The organism is Guyparkeria hydrothermalis (assembly GCF_023555385.1).
In the GTDB taxonomy this organism is placed as follows: Bacteria; Pseudomonadota; Gammaproteobacteria; order Halothiobacillales; family Halothiobacillaceae; genus Guyparkeria; species Guyparkeria hydrothermalis_A.
Map to the genome: position 1 here is coordinate 821,661 of NZ_JAJSED010000001.1, position 17,507 is coordinate 839,167.

15 protein-coding genes are annotated in these 17,507 nt (G+C 64.5%); 3 read left to right on the forward strand and 12 right to left on the reverse strand.

Going from position 1 to position 17,507, the window contains the following annotated elements:
- Positions 1 to 109 precede the first annotated feature (109 nt).
- Positions 110 to 1,351: a multifunctional CCA addition/repair protein gene (locus tag LV476_RS03810; protein ID WP_250076240.1), complete on the forward strand. Its 1,242-nt coding sequence runs from the start codon at positions 110 to 112 to the stop codon at positions 1,349 to 1,351.
- A 53-nt stretch (positions 1,352 to 1,404) separates the two neighbouring features.
- Here the strand turns inward: LV476_RS03810 and metE are convergent, their stop codons facing one another.
- The 8 genes from metE to ppsA form a co-directional block, all read right to left on the reverse strand.
- Positions 1,405 to 3,705: a 5-methyltetrahydropteroyltriglutamate--homocysteine S-methyltransferase gene (gene metE / locus LV476_RS03815; RefSeq protein WP_250073604.1), complete on the reverse strand. Its 2,301-nt coding sequence runs from the start codon at positions 3,703 to 3,705 to the stop codon at positions 1,405 to 1,407.
- A 104-nt stretch (positions 3,706 to 3,809) separates the two neighbouring features.
- Positions 3,810 to 6,032, reverse strand: a complete 2,223-nt coding sequence (locus LV476_RS03820) for a sensor domain-containing diguanylate cyclase (protein WP_250073606.1) — start codon at positions 6,030 to 6,032, stop codon at positions 3,810 to 3,812.
- Positions 6,033 to 6,157: 125 nt separating this feature from the next.
- Entirely contained in the window at positions 6,158 to 6,307 is a 150-nt protein-coding gene (locus LV476_RS03825; RefSeq protein ID WP_250073609.1) for a hypothetical protein, read from the reverse strand.
- A 137-nt stretch (positions 6,308 to 6,444) separates the two neighbouring features.
- A complete protein-coding gene (locus tag LV476_RS03830; RefSeq protein ID WP_250073612.1) occupies positions 6,445 to 7,368 on the reverse strand; it encodes an ROK family protein in 924 nt (307 codons plus the stop codon).
- Positions 7,369 to 7,492: 124 nt separating this feature from the next.
- Positions 7,493 to 7,990, reverse strand: coding sequence for a thiol peroxidase (gene tpx / locus LV476_RS03835; protein WP_250073614.1), 498 nt, complete (start codon positions 7,988 to 7,990; stop codon positions 7,493 to 7,495).
- Positions 7,991 to 8,060: 70 nt separating this feature from the next.
- The gene (locus LV476_RS03840) at positions 8,061 to 8,531 is read right to left on the reverse strand and encodes an HAD family hydrolase (RefSeq protein WP_250073616.1); all 471 of its coding nucleotides are present in this window, start codon (positions 8,529 to 8,531) and stop codon (positions 8,061 to 8,063) included.
- Between the two features lie 7 nt (positions 8,532 to 8,538).
- Positions 8,539 to 9,651, reverse strand: a complete 1,113-nt coding sequence (gene apbC / locus LV476_RS03845) for an iron-sulfur cluster carrier protein ApbC (RefSeq protein ID WP_250076242.1) — start codon at positions 9,649 to 9,651, stop codon at positions 8,539 to 8,541.
- Between the two features lie 149 nt (positions 9,652 to 9,800).
- On the reverse strand, positions 9,801 to 12,191 hold the full coding sequence (ppsA, locus tag LV476_RS03850; protein WP_250073618.1) for a phosphoenolpyruvate synthase: 2,391 nt from the start codon (positions 12,189 to 12,191) through the stop codon (positions 9,801 to 9,803).
- Between the two features lie 166 nt (positions 12,192 to 12,357).
- On the opposite strand from ppsA, the gene LV476_RS03855 reads away from it, so the two are divergent.
- Positions 12,358 to 13,296 carry an MBL fold metallo-hydrolase gene (locus LV476_RS03855; protein ID WP_250073620.1) on the forward strand — a complete coding sequence of 313 codons (939 nt, stop codon included), beginning with the start codon at positions 12,358 to 12,360 and terminating at the stop codon, positions 13,294 to 13,296.
- Positions 13,297 to 13,322: 26 nt separating this feature from the next.
- On the opposite strand, the gene LV476_RS03860 is transcribed toward LV476_RS03855, so the two are convergent.
- The 4 genes from LV476_RS03860 to LV476_RS03875 form a co-directional block, all read right to left on the reverse strand.
- Positions 13,323 to 13,544: a hypothetical protein gene (locus tag LV476_RS03860; protein WP_250073622.1), complete on the reverse strand. Its 222-nt coding sequence runs from the start codon at positions 13,542 to 13,544 to the stop codon at positions 13,323 to 13,325.
- Positions 13,525 to 14,190, reverse strand: a complete 666-nt coding sequence (locus LV476_RS03865) for a hypothetical protein (RefSeq protein ID WP_250073624.1) — start codon at positions 14,188 to 14,190, stop codon at positions 13,525 to 13,527. The genes LV476_RS03860 and LV476_RS03865 overlap by 20 nt, the downstream gene beginning before the upstream one ends.
- Before the next feature lie 62 nt (positions 14,191 to 14,252).
- Positions 14,253 to 14,981, reverse strand: a complete 729-nt coding sequence (locus LV476_RS03870; RefSeq protein ID WP_250073627.1) for a pirin family protein — start codon at positions 14,979 to 14,981, stop codon at positions 14,253 to 14,255.
- Positions 14,978 to 15,967: a glutathione S-transferase family protein gene (locus LV476_RS03875; protein WP_250073629.1), complete on the reverse strand. Its 990-nt coding sequence runs from the start codon at positions 15,965 to 15,967 to the stop codon at positions 14,978 to 14,980. The genes LV476_RS03870 and LV476_RS03875 overlap by 4 nt, the downstream gene beginning before the upstream one ends.
- A gap of 269 nt (positions 15,968 to 16,236) precedes the next feature.
- Between LV476_RS03875 and LV476_RS03880 the strand changes: the two genes are divergently transcribed.
- On the forward strand, positions 16,237 to 17,490 hold the full coding sequence (locus LV476_RS03880) for a YeeE/YedE family protein (RefSeq protein ID WP_250073630.1): 1,254 nt from the start codon (positions 16,237 to 16,239) through the stop codon (positions 17,488 to 17,490).
- Positions 17,491 to 17,507 lie beyond the last annotated feature (17 nt).

Sequence of the window (17,507 nt, forward strand, 5' to 3'; positions counted from 1 at the left end):
GAATGGTGGCTAGTCTACCGCTGCCAGCCGCCATGATAAAGCCAGCTTTTGCCGCCCAAACCCGAGTCAATTACCCGGAGATTTCATGCCCGACGCGGTAACCGAGAACTTGCAGCGCTACATCGTCGGTGGGGCCGTACGCGACCAGTTGCTAGGTCGTTCGGTGGTCGATCACGACTGGGTCGTGGTCGGTGCCACACCCGACGAGATGCTGGAACGCGGTTTTCGTCAGGTGGGGGCCGACTTCCCCGTCTTCCTGCACCCGGAAACCGGCGAGGAACACGCGCTGGCCCGCACCGAGCGCAAGAAGGGCCGTGGCTATCACGGCTTCACCGTGCACGCCGCGCCCGACGTGACACTCGAGGAGGACCTGGCCCGTCGCGATCTGACCATCAACGCGATGGCCATGGATGCCGACGGCCACCTCGTCGATCCCTTTGACGGACGCAAGGACCTCGAGGCACGCCGGTTGCGCCATGTGGGGCCGGCCTTCGTCGAGGACCCGTTGCGGGTGCTGCGCGTGGCGCGCTTTGCCGCCCAGCTGGCCGAACATGACTTCGACGTGGCGGACGAGACGCGTGCGCTGATGCGCGAGATGAGCGAGAGCGGCGAGCTGGCCGATCTCACGCCGGAGCGCGTCTGGGCCGAGACGGTCAAGGCGCTCGGCACCTCGCGTCCCTCCCGCTACTTCGGCCTTCTCCATGACGTCGGCGCGCTGGGGGACACGTTCCCCGAGCTTGAGGCCCTGTTCGGCGTGCCTCAGCCGAAGGAATACCACCCCGAAGTCGACACCGGCATTCACACCCTGCTGGTCCTCGATGCCGCCGCAGGCCTGAGCGAAGATATCGGGGTGCGCTTTGCCGCCATTTGCCATGATCTGGGCAAGGCGCTCACGCCGCATGAGGAATGGCCGCGCCATATCGGCCACGAGCGCCGCGGCATCGAACCGACCCGCGCCCTGTGCGAGCGCTTGCGCACCTCGAAGGCGGTCCGCGAACTAGCGCTGACCGTCACCGCCCAGCACGGCCGAATCCACCATGCCCTCGAGATGCGTGACGCCACGCTGGTCGACCTGCTCGACGACCTGGACGCCCTGCGCCGACCGGAGCGCTTCGAGGCGATCCTGACCATCTGCCATGCCGACTCGCGCGGCAAGCCGGGAAAGGAGACCGTCGACTACCCGGAAGGCGACTGGCTACGCCGGGTCCGCGCGACTGTCGCCGCCATATCGCCGCAACCGCTGCTCGACCAGGGCATTCGCGGCAAGGCCCTGGGCGAGGCGCTGCGGCGTGAACGCATCCGGGCGGTCGGCGAGCTACGCCAGACCGAACGAGAGGGCGGTCCTGGTTGAGCCCCACCCACCGACGGACGACGAGCGCATAGCGCGCGTTGTCGCCCGGTCCCTCACCGGTTCCGCAGATGCCGCGCCGCCTCGACGAGGCGCTCCAATCCGAGGCGCGTTTCGGGCCAGCCCCGGGTCTTGAGGCCACAGTCGGGATTCACCCACAACCGGTCGACCGGCACCTTCGCCAAGGCGAGTTCCAGGCGCTCGACAATTTCTTCGACGGACGGCACCAGTGGCGAATGGATATCCCAAACGCCGGGACCGATCTCGTTCGGATAGTCGAAATCGGCAAAGGCATCCAACAACTTCATGTTCGACCGCGTCGTTTCGATCGTGATTACATCCGCGTCGAGCGCAGCGATCGACTCGATAATGTCGTTGAACTCGCTATAGCACATATGGGTATGTATCTGCGTCGTATCTGGTGCCACTGCCGTGGCCAAACGGAACGAACGCACTGCCCAATCCAGATACTCGCCCCATTGGCTTCGACGCAAAGGCAGCCCCTCGCGGAATGCCGGCTCGTCCATCTGGATCGCCGCAATGCCGGCCTGAGCCAAGTCGGTCACCTCTTCGCGCAGTGAGGCTGCAAGTTGGTAAGCTACCTGCTCGCGCGAGAGGTCATCACGCACAAACGACCACGACAAAAGCGTGACCGGCCCGGTCAGCATTCCCTTCACGGGGCGATCCGTGAGTGACTGCGCATACGTGCTCCAACGCACCGTCATTGGCTGAGGCCGACCGACATCGCCCCAGATAATGGGCGGCTTCACGCAACGGGATCCGTAAGATTGCACCCAACCGCCACGAGTGAAGGCAAAGCCCTCAAGCTGTTCGCCGAAATACTCGACCATGTCGTTACGCTCGGGCTCACCGTGCACCAGCAGATCGAGTCCCAACATCTCCTGGGCACGAATCACGGTCGCGACCTCGTCATGCATGCGATGCTCGTACTCAGTGTTGTCGATTTCTCCTCGGCGCCAGGCACGACGTGTTGCCCGGATGTCGTTCGTCTGTGGAAACGAACCGATCGTCGTGGTTGGTAGCAGTGGCAGGTCCAACGCCTCGCGCTGAGCACGCGCGCGTTCTCCGTAGGCATTCGAGCGAGCCGGTTCCATTTCCGTCAGTTCCGCTACCTGGGCCCGCTTGTCAGAACAAAGCCGCCCCTCCAACCTTTCCAGGCACCATCGAGCCGAGCGGGCCAACTCGATCTCCTCAGCGATTGCTTCACGACCCTCGGCCAATCCACGGGATAACAAGCTGAGTTCATTGAGCTTCTGCCGCGCGAAGCTGAGGTTCTCCGCGAGAACCGCCGGCAAATGCTGCTCCTCGGCGGCATCCAGAGGGACATGCAGCAGAGAACAACTCGGCGCCAACCACATGCGCTCGCCCAAACGCCGATAGAGTGGCTCGACACGCTCTAACAACGAATCGAGATCGGCTCGCCAGATCGAACGTCCATCGAGCACACCGGCCGAAATCACCTTGAAATCAGGCAGGCGATCGATAAGGGCCTCTACGTCGGTACTGCTCGACGTGCTGAAATCGACATGCAGCCCGTCCACGGGCAGTCGTGAAAGCAACCCGAGCCGCCCTTCGATCGGAGCAAAATAGCTCGCCAAAAGCAGCCTGACACCGGGCGTTCTGAGGCGGTGGTAAATCGGCTCGAACGCCGCAAGCCATTCCGAGGGAAGATCCAGGCCAACAACGGGCTCATCGATCTGAACCCATTCGACACCCGCATCCACGAGTCGGGATAAAAGAGACGAATAGGCGTCTGCAAGCGCGGGGGCGCGATCCAGTCTTTCGTCGGCTGTCGCGCCGCGTGCGAGCCACAGAAATGTCATCGGCCCGACCAGAACAGGCTTGGCCAGCGCATCCTGATCCAAAGCCTCGCGCACCAACCCCAGGTAGCGTTCGGCATCCAGCCGAAAGGGCCGCCCGGCATCCAATTCCGGTACCAGGAAGTGATAGTTGGTGTCGAACCACTTGGTCATCGCCAGCGGCGCGACGGTGCCCTTATCGGTGTCGCGCCCCCGGGCGAGCGCAAACAGGGAGTCGGGACTCGCAGGCAAGTTGCCGAAGCGCGCCGGGGCCTGACCGAAAAGCAATGCCAGATCCGCTAGGCCATCGTAGAAACTGAAATCCGCCGCGGCCGGACGGGAAATACCCGCCTCGGCCTGCCAACGCCGAACCGTATCCCTTACGGACCAGGCTTCCGCCTCTAACCGCTGTCGGTCGTCCGAGGTCCCGCTGCTGCGCCAGTAGGCCTCAAGTGCCCACTTGAGAGCGCGTCCGGTCCCGATGCGAGGAAGGCCGAGCGTATGAGTGATCGGCGGCTGAGAAAACGTCGCGCACATGTCTGACTCCTGTCCGGTGAGTGGATGAAACCCACCCTATCCGACTGGAGAATGCATTTCGCTGCGCGTTATTCCTCTTTTGAATTAATCACATTCATACTATTTTAAAAACCGGCCTTTCCCGAACCGGCCCGGAACACCATCGTGTCGCCCGATCCCCGCGTGGCTTCCTTGGCCCGGTACATGGCCGCGTCCGCGGAGCGCATCAGTCCGTCCAGCGTTTCCGCGTCCTCGGGGAAACGGGCCACACCCACGGAGGCGCGCACGCCAATCGGACTCGCCACCCCGGACACGGTCAAAGGAGTACTCAGACGCGCGCGGAGGCTCTGGCAGAGATGTCTGATATCCGCGTCACTGTGCACCCCGTAGAAGGCGACCACGAATTCGTCCCCACCCAAACGGGCGACGATGTCCTCGCGCCGACCGACCGTCGTAAGGCGATGTGCCACCTCTTTCAGAACCTCGTCGCCGACGTGATGCCCGAGCGAGTCGTTTATCGGCTTGAAACCGTTGAGATCGACGAAGGCGAGCGCGATCGACCGACCTTCACGAATGGCGTGCTGGCGCGCCTGCTCGAATCGCTCCTCCAGCCCCGATCGGTTGAGTACCTTGGTCAGGGGATCGTGCAACGCGCGGTAGTGCATGGCCTCCAGCCGCCGGTGGCGGACCGTCACGTCGTTGATCACGCACACGTATCGATTGATGCGCCGGCGGTCGTCGCGAATCAGGTCCACCGACCAACCCAGCACACGTTTTCGACCATCCGGCAGGCGGCACTCGATTTCCTCGGTCCAGCGCCCATGCAGGCGCAGGTTTCGCATACAGGACTCCAACCGGCGGCGACTGTTATCGACGACCTCGGGGGTGGTGAGCCGGTGACCGACCAACTCGGCCGACGGGAGTCCGACCAGTCGTTCGAAGGCAGGATTCACAGCCAGCACCTTGCGATGCCGGTCGAGAATCGCGATCGCGTCACCCGCTCCCTCGAAGACGGCGGTCGCCAAGCCCTCGAGTTGTTCGAAGGCCTGACGATCGGTCAGGTCCGTGAGTATGCCGACCAGCCCGGCGGGCGCGAATCGCTGCGATCCGACGCGCTCGACCCGCAGTTCGACCGGCAATTCCGAAGCCTCGCCGCATGACAGACGGGTCGTCACCACGGCACGGGTCCGCGAGGTCCGCCGCTCGGGGAGCGCGGCCCAGTTCACGGCCTCCTGGACTCGCGCCTGGTCTTCGCCGTCCGCGAACAGTGTCAGCCAGGATTTACCCAGTCGGGACGAGCCGTCACAGCCCGTCATCCGGTCAAAGGCGGGGCTGAGAAAGATGAGCCGCCCCTTGGCGTCGGTGCGGAACACCGCATCGCTGACGCTGGTTGTCACGTCCCGCAGCAAACGCTCCGAACGCACCAGTTGCCGCTGCTGGATCTGCCACCGCATCGCGAGCCACATCACCGCCAACCCGAACAGGATCGCCAGCAGCTCGGCCACGCGGAACAGGCCCCTCATCGATCCGGACATCGGCGTGGGCCTCATCGCCAGCTGCCATTCCCCGTCGAGCGCAATCACCGGCGTGGTGAGCGCTTCCGGGCCGCCGAACAGCGCCGCTTCACCCGCAAAGACGTCGCCAACGGCACCAAGGCCCTCATAGCCCCTAACCGCCAAACGTCCTTCGTCCAGTAACTGTTTTGCACCGGCGCGTTCCATGACGGCCATCAAGTCGATCGGTGTGGACACTGCCCCCCAGTATTCCTTCTGCCCGTCGCCATCTACATCGAAGAAAATCGGCACCCGGTGGACAGCGGCATAGCCACCCTGTACCAATTCATAGGGTCCACCGAGGACCGACTCCCCGGATTCCATGGCGCGTCTTACCGATGCGGACTGCTCGGGATGCCCGCTCAGATCGAGACCGATGGCTGCCTCGTTGCCCTCCTCCGGCACGATCAGGCGCAGGATATTGTCGGGGGCCACACCGATCAGGCGGATGACCGACGTGCGTTCGAGCATACGCTCGGCCACCTCGATCACCCGCGCCTCATCCAATCCCTGATTGACCTCGATCAGCGCCCCGATGCTGTCGGAGACGTTCGATGCCTGATTGAGCTGGGATTCGATGCGAGTGCGGATGCCGGCGAGTTCGTCGAGGTCGGCGTGCAGGGTGGCCGTGGCCAGTTGCCGCTCCACGGCACCGATGCTTGCCAGCAGACCCGCCGTGACGAGCAGACCCGTGAGCAGTGGAAGGAGGCCGCCCACCAACCAGCCGCGCCGGTACGGGGGCAATCCCTGCACCCCGCCACGCTCTTCGCCGCTGTCGGAACTGGGTCGATTCAAGCGGGCCTCCACAAATACATATGCCTTGGCAATTACGAGTCTAGCTCAGGTCTCTCCCAAGTCGTTCATGTAACGCATAAAAAAACCGGCGCACCTGGCGCCGGTCTTTCTGAGAGGCAAAAGCGTCAACTGTGCTGATGCCGATGTTCTTCTTCCAGGGCGTGTTTCGCGTCGCCCGACTTTCTCCACACCATCCACATAACGTATAGCGGCACACCAATAATGCCGATCATAGCGAGGATGCTGATGAGCACGATCTGCAGCTCGATGTCCATGAGATTCAACCTCCGCTGGTTTGTCTCGCATGACCGACACCCACGGTGGGTATTGGTCACCCTGTCGACTGTAGACCTTCCTTATTGACCCATCAACCCAGAATATTACTTAAGTATTGCCTTTTATTCTTATGTACTTAGCGCATGTGCATCCCGAGTGAATCGGCGAGAAAGGCCGCACCACGCACCCCGCTGGAGTCGCCGAAGCTGGGCGGCACCAATCGCGTGGTAATCGGGTCGGAAAAGACGAACTCGTCCCAACGAGCCGGGACCCGGTCGTACAGGACCTCGCAATTCGACATGCCACCGCCGAGCACGATGACATCCGGGTCGAACAGATTGATCACGTGTGCCAGCGCACGAGCCAGTCGGTCGACATATCGCTCCAGCGCCTCACTCGCGACCGAATCACCCGACTCGGCACGGGCGACGATCTCCGCACCGTCGAGTCGCTCGCCGGACTGTTCGGCGTAGTCACGCTCGAAGGCCGGTCCGGAGAGCCATTGCTCGATGCAGCCCTCGTGCCCGCACCAGCAGGAGGGCCCAGGCTGCTCGCCCGCCGTCGTCCAGGGCAACGGGTTGTGCCCCCACTCCCCCGCGATCGCATTGCGGCCCAGAAGCACGCGCCCTTCGACCACCAGGCCGCCACCGACACCAGTGCCCAGAATCACGCCGAAGACGGTGCCCGCTTCGGCCGCCGCTCCGTCAGCGGCCGATTCGGACAGCGCCAGGCAATTGGCATCGTTTGCCATCAGCACCTCGCGACCAAGGCGCGTCTCGAGGTCGCGCTTGAGCGGCCGGTCGTTCAGCACGACCGAGTTGGCGTTCTTGATCAGTCCGGTGCGCGGCGAGATGGTCCCCGGTGTGCCGACCCCGATACTCGCGACCGCCCCGCACTCGGCCTCGGCTCGCTCGATCAGGGCCGCCATCGTCTCCACCGTGCCGGCGTAATCGCCTTGCGGCGTGGGTTCGCGCTCCCGCCACAGAATGTTGTGTGCGGCATCCAGTACCGCCACTTCGATCTTCGTCCCACCCAGGTCGACGCCAAGTCGCTTTGCCATGTCCAAATTCCCGTGTGTCCGCAAGAAAGACGGCCCGGCAGTCGGTCGGATCACAATCCACCCACTCGCCGGGCCGCATGCCTTCACTCCGGCCGACCGCTCGGGTCGACCGATGATGGCCGCATCAGAGTGCCTTGAGGGCAGCCTCGTAATCCGGCTCGTCTGCGATTTCGCCTACCTGTTCGACGTGGCGAACCGTGTTGTCGGCATCCAGCACAACAACGGTACGGGCGGCCAGACCGGCCAGCGGACCATCGGCGATACGCACCCCGTAGTCGTCGAGGAATTCCGAATGACGGAAGGCCGAAAGCATGACCACGTCGTCCACCCCTTCAGCGCCGCCGAAACGTGCCTGGGCAAAGGGCAGGTCCATGGAAATGCCAAGCACGGCCGTGTCGTCGAGCTCATTGGCGCGGCGATTGAACTCGCGCACCGACTGGGCGCAGGTGCCGGTGTCGAGGCTCGGGAAGATGTTGAGCACCTTCTTCTGGCCCGCGAAGGCATCCAAGCCCTTGTCGGACAGGTCGCTGCCCGTGAGCGTGAATGCCGGTGCCTTTTCGCCGACGGACGGGAGCGTACCTGCCACCTGGACGGGAGTGCCCTTGAATGTGACCTGGGACATACGTTGCCTCCTTAGCTTATTGCCAATATGCGATACGACGGCCGGCCACGCCAGCCGTCGGACGGAATGATCAGTTGCGCAGCGTCGCGATGAGACGCTTGGGCTTGAGAAGCAGATCGAGCGCGCTGTTGATGTCCGGACAGACGACGTCGCAGGCATCCAGCGCGTGACGGGAAAGCCCCTCGGGCTGCATGACACCCAGACCGAGAACCGCCTCGGCGAGCATCAGCGCATCGTTTCGACCGTTGCCGATGGTGACGCACTCGCGCGCCGACAGTGTGCGCACGTAACGCTGCTTGGCCTCGTCCTGCAGGTGGTCGGACAAGGTCGAGAGCGTGACCGGCAGATCCTCGAGCCGGCCGGCGACATCCCCGTAGGTATCGGCCGTGATCACGTGCACGTCGACATGCTTGGACAACTCGCCCAGGCGCTCGCCGACACCCTCGACGAGTGCGCCGTCGAGCGCGAGCGTGCCGTTGTAGTCCAGAACCAGATGCGACAGGTGCAGAACACCCCGGCTGGGGATGGTGATTTCCAGCATTGACTCGTTACTCCTCGATCACGATTTCCGGTCCGGCCTGGCTCTCGGACCGCACCGCCCGGCCTAGTCCGGCGGCCAGACGGCGCGCAGCCTGGCGATAAGTGCCGGCCAGCGCTCCCTCCGGGTCCTTCGATACCGTCGGGGTGCCGGCATCCAGATCCTCGCGGATCTGCAGATTGAGCGGCAACTGGCCAAGCAGTTCGGTGTCGTACTGTTCGGCGATCGCCGCACCGCCGCCCTCGCCGAAGATCGTCTCGACGTGTCCGCAATTCGAGCAGACGTGGGTGGCCATGTTCTCGATCACGCCCAGGATCGGCACCTGTACCTTGTTGAACATGTTGATCGCCTTGCGGGCGTCCAGTGTGGCGATTTCCTGCGGCGTGGTGACGATCACGCTTCCGGCCACCGGCACCTTCTGCGCCAGGGTGAGCTGCACGTCACCGGTGCCCGGCGGCATGTCGACGATCAGGTAGTCGAGCTCATCCCAGCGCGTATCGTTGAGCAGTTGCATCAGTGCCGAGGTGACCATCGGACCGCGCCACACCATGGCCGACTCCTCATCGACCAGGTAGCCGATCGACATGGTCTGCAGGCCGTGGGCCATCACCGGCGCCATCGACTTTTCGTCCACCTGCTCGGGCTTGTCGCTGGTGCCAAGCATGCGCGGCTGGCTGGGGCCGTAGATATCGGCATCCAGCAGCCCGACGCGCGCGCCGTCTGCCGCCAGCGCCAGTGCCAGGTTGACGCTGGTGCTCGACTTGCCGACACCGCCCTTGCCCGAGGCGACCGCAATGATGTTCTTCACGCCGGGCAGCGGCTTGCCGTGCATGGCCGAGCCCTCCGGGGCGACGAACGCCACGGTGATCTTGGGGTCGATCGTGTCATCGACTCCCGCGACCGCCTCACGAATCAGCCGAGTCAGCTCGGCCTCCCAGTCACCGAGAGGATAGTCGAGCACGACGTCGATGCGGCAGCCGCCGTCCCGGCACTCGACCCGTTCGATCGCCCCGGACTCGCCCAGGGTCTGGCCATTGTGGGGATCTTCGACCGCCGCCACCGCTCGCTCGATATCGGCGTTTCGGTCGTCGTTCGCGCTTCGCTTCTTGCCGAACAGGCCCATCAATTTCGTCTCTCCGGTTGGTTCTCTTGGCGCAGATGCCGGCGCGACGACCGGCACGACCCAACAGGGTAGCAAAATCGGACCATTTCGGTCTGGTTAAGCACAAGACAGCAGGCCCCGCTGCCGGGTCGGATGCGTACCGACACGCCCTATCGCCCCTTTTCCGCCGCCAGCACCGTTTCCTGCATCGGGAGCAGACTGTCGGGGTTGAGAGAGAGACTCGAGATGCCCTGCTCGACCAACCAGCGGCTGATTTCGGGAAAATCCGATGGCGCCTGCCCACAGATGCCGACGTACTTGCCCTGGCGCCGGCAGGCCTCGATGGCCATGCCCATCAGTTTCAGCACCGCCGGGTTGCGCTCGTCGAGTCCCTCGATCAGCGAGGAGTCGCGGTCCACGCCCAGGGTGAGCTGCGTCAGGTCGTTCGACCCGATGGAGAAGCCGTCGACGCGTTCGAGGAACTCGTCCGCCAGCAGCGCGTTCGCCGGGATCTCGCACATCAGGTAGATCTTGAGGTCATGTCGGCCGCGCTCGAGCCCGGCCTTCGTCATCAGGTCGAGCACGCGATCGACTTCCTCCACGCTGCGGACAAACGGCAGCATCACCTGGGCGTTGGTCAGGCCCATGCGTTCCCGCACACGGCGCAGCGCCTCGCACTCGAGCCCGAACGCCTCGGCGAACGAGTCGGCGTAGTAGCGCGAGGCACCACGGAACCCGAGCATGGGATTCTCCTCGTGCGGCTCGAAGCCCTCGCCGCCGATCATCGAGGCGTATTCGTTGGACTTGAAATCCGACATCCGCACGATCACGGGCCGTGGGTAGAAGGCGGCCGCGATGTTCCCCACCCCTTCGGCCAGCGTCTGGATGTAGTACTCGTGGCGATCGTCGTAGCCAGCGGTATGCCGATCGATCTCGGCGCGCGTATCGGCATCCAGGGTGTCGTATTCCAGCAGCGCGCGCGGGTGCACGCCGATGCGGTTGTTGATGATGAACTCCAGCCGGGCGAGCCCCACCCCGGCGGCCGGTAACGAGGAAAGCGCGAAGGCCTGTTCCGGATTGCCGAGGTTGATCATCAGATCGGTACGCGTGGGCTCGCTCCCCGAGAGGTCGAGCCGCTCGACCGTGAACGGCAGGATGCCACGGTAGACGTTGCCGGTGCTGCCATCGGCGCAGGAGACGGTCACCTCCTCGCCGTCCGGCACGCGCTCCGTGGCATCCCCACAGCCCACTATCGCCGGAATGCCCATTTCACGGGCGATAATCGCGGCATGACAGGTCCGCCCGCCGCGGTTGGTAACGATCGCCGCGGCGCGTTTCATGATCGGCTCCCAATCGGGGTCGGTCATGTCGGTGATCAGGATCTCGCCTTCGTCGAGCCGGCCCATGTCTGACGACGAGGCGATGATGCGCGCCCGCCCGGCAGCGATGCGATCACCGACGCTCTTGCCCTCGACGAGTACCTCGCCACGCTCCTCGAGGCGATAGGTGGCATGGGTCGCCGCCTCGCGCTGCGAGTGCACGGTCTCCGGACGCGCCTGCAGGATGAACAGCTCGCCCGTCTCGCCATCCTTGGCCCACTCGATGTCCATCGGGCGGAATTCGCCCGCCTGTTCGGTGTAGTGCCGCTCGATCTCGACGGCAAAGCGTGCCAGTGTCAGCACCTCCTCGTCGGTGATCGCGAAACGCCGGCGTTCCTCCGCCGGCACGTCGACGTTGCGAGTCGAGGCCCCGTGGCGCGCCTCCTCGGTGTAGACCATCCGCACGGCCTTCTCGCCGAGCTGTCTCGAGACGATCGGACAGAAATCGTCCGTGAGCATCGGCTTGAAGACATAGAACTCGTCCGGGTTGACCGCTCCCTGCACGACGTTCTCGCCCAATCCGTAGGCGGCCGTGATGAACACCGCGTCGCGGAAACCGGACTCCGTATCGATGGTGAACATCACCCCCGAGGCGGCCAGGTCGGAACGCACCATCTTCTGCACCCCGGCGGACAGTGCCACGGCCATGTGATCGAAACCCTGGTGGACCCGGTAGGAGATGGCCCGGTCAGTGAACAGCGAGGCGAAGACGTGACGGATGCTGTCCAGCAGCGCCGACTCGCCGGCAATGTTCAGGTAGCTCTCCTGCTGGCCGGCAAAGGAGGCGGTCGGCAGGTCCTCGGCGGTGGCCGAACTGCGCACGGCGACGTCCGGATTCTCGCCGTACTCCCGGCCCAGTTCGTGATACGCCGTGACGATCTCCTCGGCCAGATCCTTCGGCATCTCGGCTTCTGCGATCCAGTGGCGAATCTGCCGCCCGGCGCGCTCAAGGGCAACGACATCATTCGTGTCCAGCGATTCGAGCGTCTCGCGAATCCGGGACTCCAGATCGTTATGTCGCAAGTAGTGGCGGTAGGCCTCAGCCGTCGTGGCAAAGCCGTTCGGGACGCGAACACCTCGCTCGGACAAGCGAGCCACCATCTCACCCAACGACGCGTTCTTGCCCCCGACAATGGCGACGTCGCCCATGCCGAGTTCGGAAAACCGACGGACAAATTGCATCGAAGCCCCCTGCTGATTCCGTGCCGAGTTACCGCTCGCCCGGGAGCGGTCCATGTCTGGAGCTTAGCACCGCTACCGGTGGCGTAAAGCCGGGCCGGGCGGGTTCATTGCGCACCGTCGGGCGCTATACTTCTGCCCGACAGATTCTCTCCGCAAAGGCCCCATCATGCTGCGATCAATGCTCCCTCTCCTCGGACTTGTCGGCCTGCTGTTCACCGGTCTGGCCCCGGCCGGCTCGACCTATGAACCGACCGCCGAGCAAGTGACTGAAAACGTCTACGCCATCATCGGCCCGACCGATGCCCGCACCTACAAGAACCACGGCATGAACGCCAATTACGGCGTGATCACGACTGGCGAGGGCGTGATCCTGATCGATTCCGGCCCGGGTGCCTTCAGCGGGCCGTACATAGAACGGGCAGTTGCCGCGGTAAGCGACGAGCCGATCCGTTGGGTCATCAATATCGGGGTTCAGGATCACCGCTGGCTGGGCAATGACTTCTTCCAGCGCCAGGGCGCCGAGGTGATCGCGTTCGAACAGACGGTGAAAGCACAGGAGCGCTTTGCGGACCAGCACATGGTAGGCCGGCTTCCGGCGGCGTTGGGCGAGCGTTTCGACGGCACCCGACCGGCCTACGCCGATCGCCGCCTCGAGGGCGATACGGCAAGCGTCACGCTGGGCGGGGTGAACATCGAACTGTCACTGACCGATGCCCACTTCCCGGGTGACGCGATGGCCTACCTGCCGCAAAGCGACGTCGCCTTCACGGGGGACCTCGTCTATGTCGACCGCCTGCTGGGCATTCACCCCTGGTCCGACCCGCGCAATGGTCTGGCGGCGTTCGAACGTCTGGAGGCTATCGACCCGGCATTCGTCGTGCCCGGCCACGGTCGCGTCAGTGACATGGCGCGCGCCCGGCGCGATTCCGGGGCCTACTACGATTTCCTTGTCAACACGATCGGCCAGGCCGCGCGGGACTTCGAGCCCATGAGCGAGGTGCTCGACAAGTACGAGGATCTGGACGCCTTCCGCCACCTCGAACACTACGAGGATTGGCATCGCACCAACATGAACCGCACGTTCGTGCAGTTCGAGAGTCTCTGAGGGAACAGCGGGTCCGTCGCTACGGTTCAGGGTTCATCGACCGCGCGAACGGCAGCGATCTCGCTGACAGCGATACGCTCTCCGTCCGCCGTCACCAGCCAGTCCTCGCCCTCCGCGCTGGTCACGTCCCGCACCGTCAGGCGTTGCCAGCGCTCGCCCTGGCGCACGTCCACCGGCGCGGACCGCAGGGCTGCAGCCTCGAGCAGGTCCAGCACACCACATCGCCAGTCAACGCAGCGATTGGCCATCCGCGTCTCGTTTGTCGGCCAGAAAGAGGAACAGGGCGAGGAGGAAAAGCATGGGCAGGACGGTCTCGAAACCCTCCTCGAGGGCCTTCATCACCGTACCGACGTGCTCCGGCAACACGAGGTCGAAACGCTGCCGCAGGATCGACGGCGCCCGGTCGATGATTTTCAGCATCGGCGCGATCCCCACACCGGCAATGGCCACCCAGCCCCAGGGCCGACGCCAGCCGCCCCGACCGAAAAGCTGGCGTCCGCCGGCCACCAGCAGCCAGATCAGCGTGATCGTCAGACCGACCGCCACCAGACCGGCGATCACCTTCTCGACTAACGGCACACCGCTCATCTGGTAGTAGTCCGTCTTGAACAGGCTGTCGGCGGTGAACGCCTTGTGCCACCCCTCCTCGCGCGCGGCGAGAGCGGCGGCCACCACGGCCATTCCAATCCGCTTAACCAGCGCCACGGGCCGTGCGAGCAGGATGACAAGGGCAAGTCCGAACCAGAGCACTGCACTGAGGTCCTCGAACCAGCCCTCCTCGCTGAACAACCGCTCCGCCGCCTCCGGCGACATCGTGTTGGCGAGGGTGACGAGCAGGATTCCGTAGCCGACCAGCAGCACCGCGGCGGCGAGCACCAAGGATCGTTGTGTCATGGGCAGGTCGTCCAAAAGCCGGATATGCTACCAGCCGGATGGGCGCCGGCAACGCGATATTCTCAATCCACGTACGGGCCCCGTTGGCGGATGGGTTCGCCGTGAGGGTGAGCCGCCGCGATCATCAGTTCGCTGGCTGAGGTGGGTCGCACATGGATGCGCGACTCGTCTTCGACAAAGGCAGCCTGAGCGCTCGTCAGACCGTTGCCGTTCACCTCGGCCGTCCCCGTCTTGAGATAGACGATCGCCCGCCAGCCTTCCGGCAGATCCAGTTCGTAGTCGGCACCGGCTTCCAGCGTCACATGCCGGTAGAGCGCCTCGGTCAGCAGGCTCACCTCGCCGCCCTCTCCCGCGATGCGACGTTCACGGCCACCGGGAATGGCCGCCTCGGGGATCGAGTCGGTCGGGGCCTCCTGGTAGCTTGGTTGCCGGGTCTTGAGGCGCTTCGGCAGGTTCACCCACAACTGGATGCCGCTGGTCGTCTCCTCCACCGAGGGCATCTCCGAGTGCACGATCCCGGCGCCCGCCGTGAAACGCTGCACCCCTCCGGCGCCCACCCGCGAGACATTGCCCAGATTGTCCCGGTGCTCGATCTCGCCGTTGAACAGGTAGGTGATCGCCTCGAAGCCCCGGTGAGGATGCTCCGGAAAGCCGGTGCCGGGACTGAGCTCGAAGTGATCGAACATCACGAACGGATCGAAGTTCATGAATGCCGGCAACGGCAGATGACGCTTGACGCGCGCGCCGGCACCCTCCTGCATCACGGTCGCATCGCGAATCGTCACGCTCATATCAGCACCCCTCCCTGATCTCGGTGATGTGGCTGCCGGAAATCGATGTCCGGCCCGGCCGGCACGATGCCGGTGGGATTGATCCAGTCGTGGCTGCGGTAATAGTGGTGCTTGATGTGCTGGAGGTTGACGGTCTCGGCCACACGCGGCCACTGGTAGAGCTCGCGGGTGAATGCCCAGAGATTGGGAAAATCCACCAGCCGGTTCCGGTTGCACTTGAAGTGGCCGTAATACACGGCGTCGAAACGGACCAGCGTGGTAAACAGACGCCAGTCGGCCTCGGTGATGCGCTCGTCGACCAGATAGCGCTGCCTGGCCAGTCGCGCCTCGAGCTCGTCGAGCGTGTCGAACAGGCGCTCGAAAGCGGATTCGTAGGCCGACTGTGTGGTGGCGAACCCGGCCCGGTAGACGCCGTTGTTGACGGTGTCGTAGACGATCTCGTTGATCGCGTCGATCGCGCCTCGGGCGTCCGCCGGGTAGTAGTCGTCGTGGTTGCCGGTGAGCTCGTCGAAGGCCGAGTTGAACATGCGGATGATCTCGGACGACTCGTTGTTGACGATCGTCTGGCGTTTCTTGTCCCAGAGCACCGGCACAGTGACGATGCCACTGGCCTTCGGGTCCGCACGGGTATAGAGCTGGTGCAGGTGATGGGCGCCCATCTGGCTGTCCGGCGTCGCGCCGGGAAAATCGCCGAAATGCCAGCCCTCCGGCCCCATGTACGGGTGGACCACATCGACACTGATCAGGTCGTTCAACCCCTTGAGCGCCCGGAAGATCAGGGTGCGGTGCGCCCAGGGGCAGGCGTAGGAGACGTACAGGTGATAGCGGCCGGCTTCGGCCGGAAAGCCGCCTTCGCCGCTCGGCCCCGGTGAGCCATCGGGGGTGATCCAGTGACGGAACATCGAATCCTTGCGGACGAACTCGCCGCCCTTCGATTCCGACTCGAACCAGTCGGTGTGCAGTTTTCCCTCGACAAGCAGGCTCATCAACAGCTCCCTGAAACGAAAAGACGCGCCGATCCGGCCACGGGGTGACGTCGATTGATGACAGTCACGGTGGCCGAGTATGGACCACTCCGAGCATTAATTTATCGAAATATACTGAAGATTGACTTCGACGGCACCGTAACGCGAGCGCACCCCGGCATCGAGGCCAAACTTATGACCCGATCACGAGATTCTGTGCGTTAAACCGCGGCAGGACGGGGAAAACCCCTTACCATGAAAGGCAGACACACCACAGCGATCCGACTTCCATGACTGCTTCGCTTCTCGCTCACCCCTGGCTGATGCTGCTCGCCGGCGCACTGGTCATCGGACTGGCCTTCGGCGCCATCGCCGGTGCCACCCGCTACTGCAACATGGGTGCCGTGTCGGATTGGGTACTGACCGGTGACCTGGGCCGCATGCGGGCGTGGCTGCTGTCGATCGCCGTAGCCGTAGCCGGTGTCGCACTGCTCGAGTACGCCGGCGTCTTCGACCTCGACCAGACTCGAGTGAACTACCGCGCGGCGTACTTTCCCTGGCTGCGCTATCTGCTCGGCGGACTGCTGTTCGGCATCGGCATGGTGCTGGCCGGCGGCTGTACCACCAAGACACTGGTAAACATCGGTCAAGGCGACATGAAGTCGCTGTGGGCCTACGCGGTGGTGGGTCTGACCGCCGCGGGCCTGCTGTACTGGCCGGAGGCGCGCTGGTTCATCGACCAGACGCTCGCCTGGCCGGGGCTGAGCCTCGAATCGGTCTCGATCGAGCATCAGGATGTCGGCGCCGTGATCGCCGGCGTCACCGGGCAGGGCACGTTGGGCGACTGGCGTCTGGCTACCGCCCTCTTTATCGCCGCGGCACTGCTGCTATGGCTGTGGCGACTGGACGAGGCGCGCCGCATGCGTCGGCCGGACTTGATCGGTGGCCTCGGCATCGGACTGGTGATTACGGCCGGCTGGCTCTGGACCGGCTCGTCCACCGGCCAGGCCCTGATGAACGAGGCAAGCCTCGCCTTCCAGCCTCCGTCCGGCACCGGCAGCCAGTCACTGAGCTTCGTCGCGCCGGCGGCCGAGACCTTCCGCCTGGCGACCAACCCGATGCTGGCCTGGCTGACCTTCGGCATCGTCGCCATGGGTGGCGTCATCCTCGGCGCGGGGCTCTGGGCGGTGCTCCGTCGGCAGTTCCGTTGGCAGGGCTTTGGCTCCTGGCCACAGTTCGCCTCCTATACCGCCGGCGGTGCGTTGATGGGCAGCGGCGGCATCATCGCCATGGGCTGCTCGGTGGGCCAGGGACTGTCCGGCACCTCCACCCTCGCGTTTGGCAGCCTGCTCGCGCTTGGCACCATCGTGCTGGGTGCCTTCATCGCCCTGAAGACCCTGCTGTACCGGGCGCTCTACCCAGAAAGCCGTCCACACCTGACCGCCTGCGCGCTGCTCGCCGACATGCGATTGATTCCCTCCCGTTGCCACCCCTTCCGGGACGAGGATCCGAGCGGGACCCGCCCCAGCGGCTGCTCCCGCTAGTCGGACACGGCCAAGCC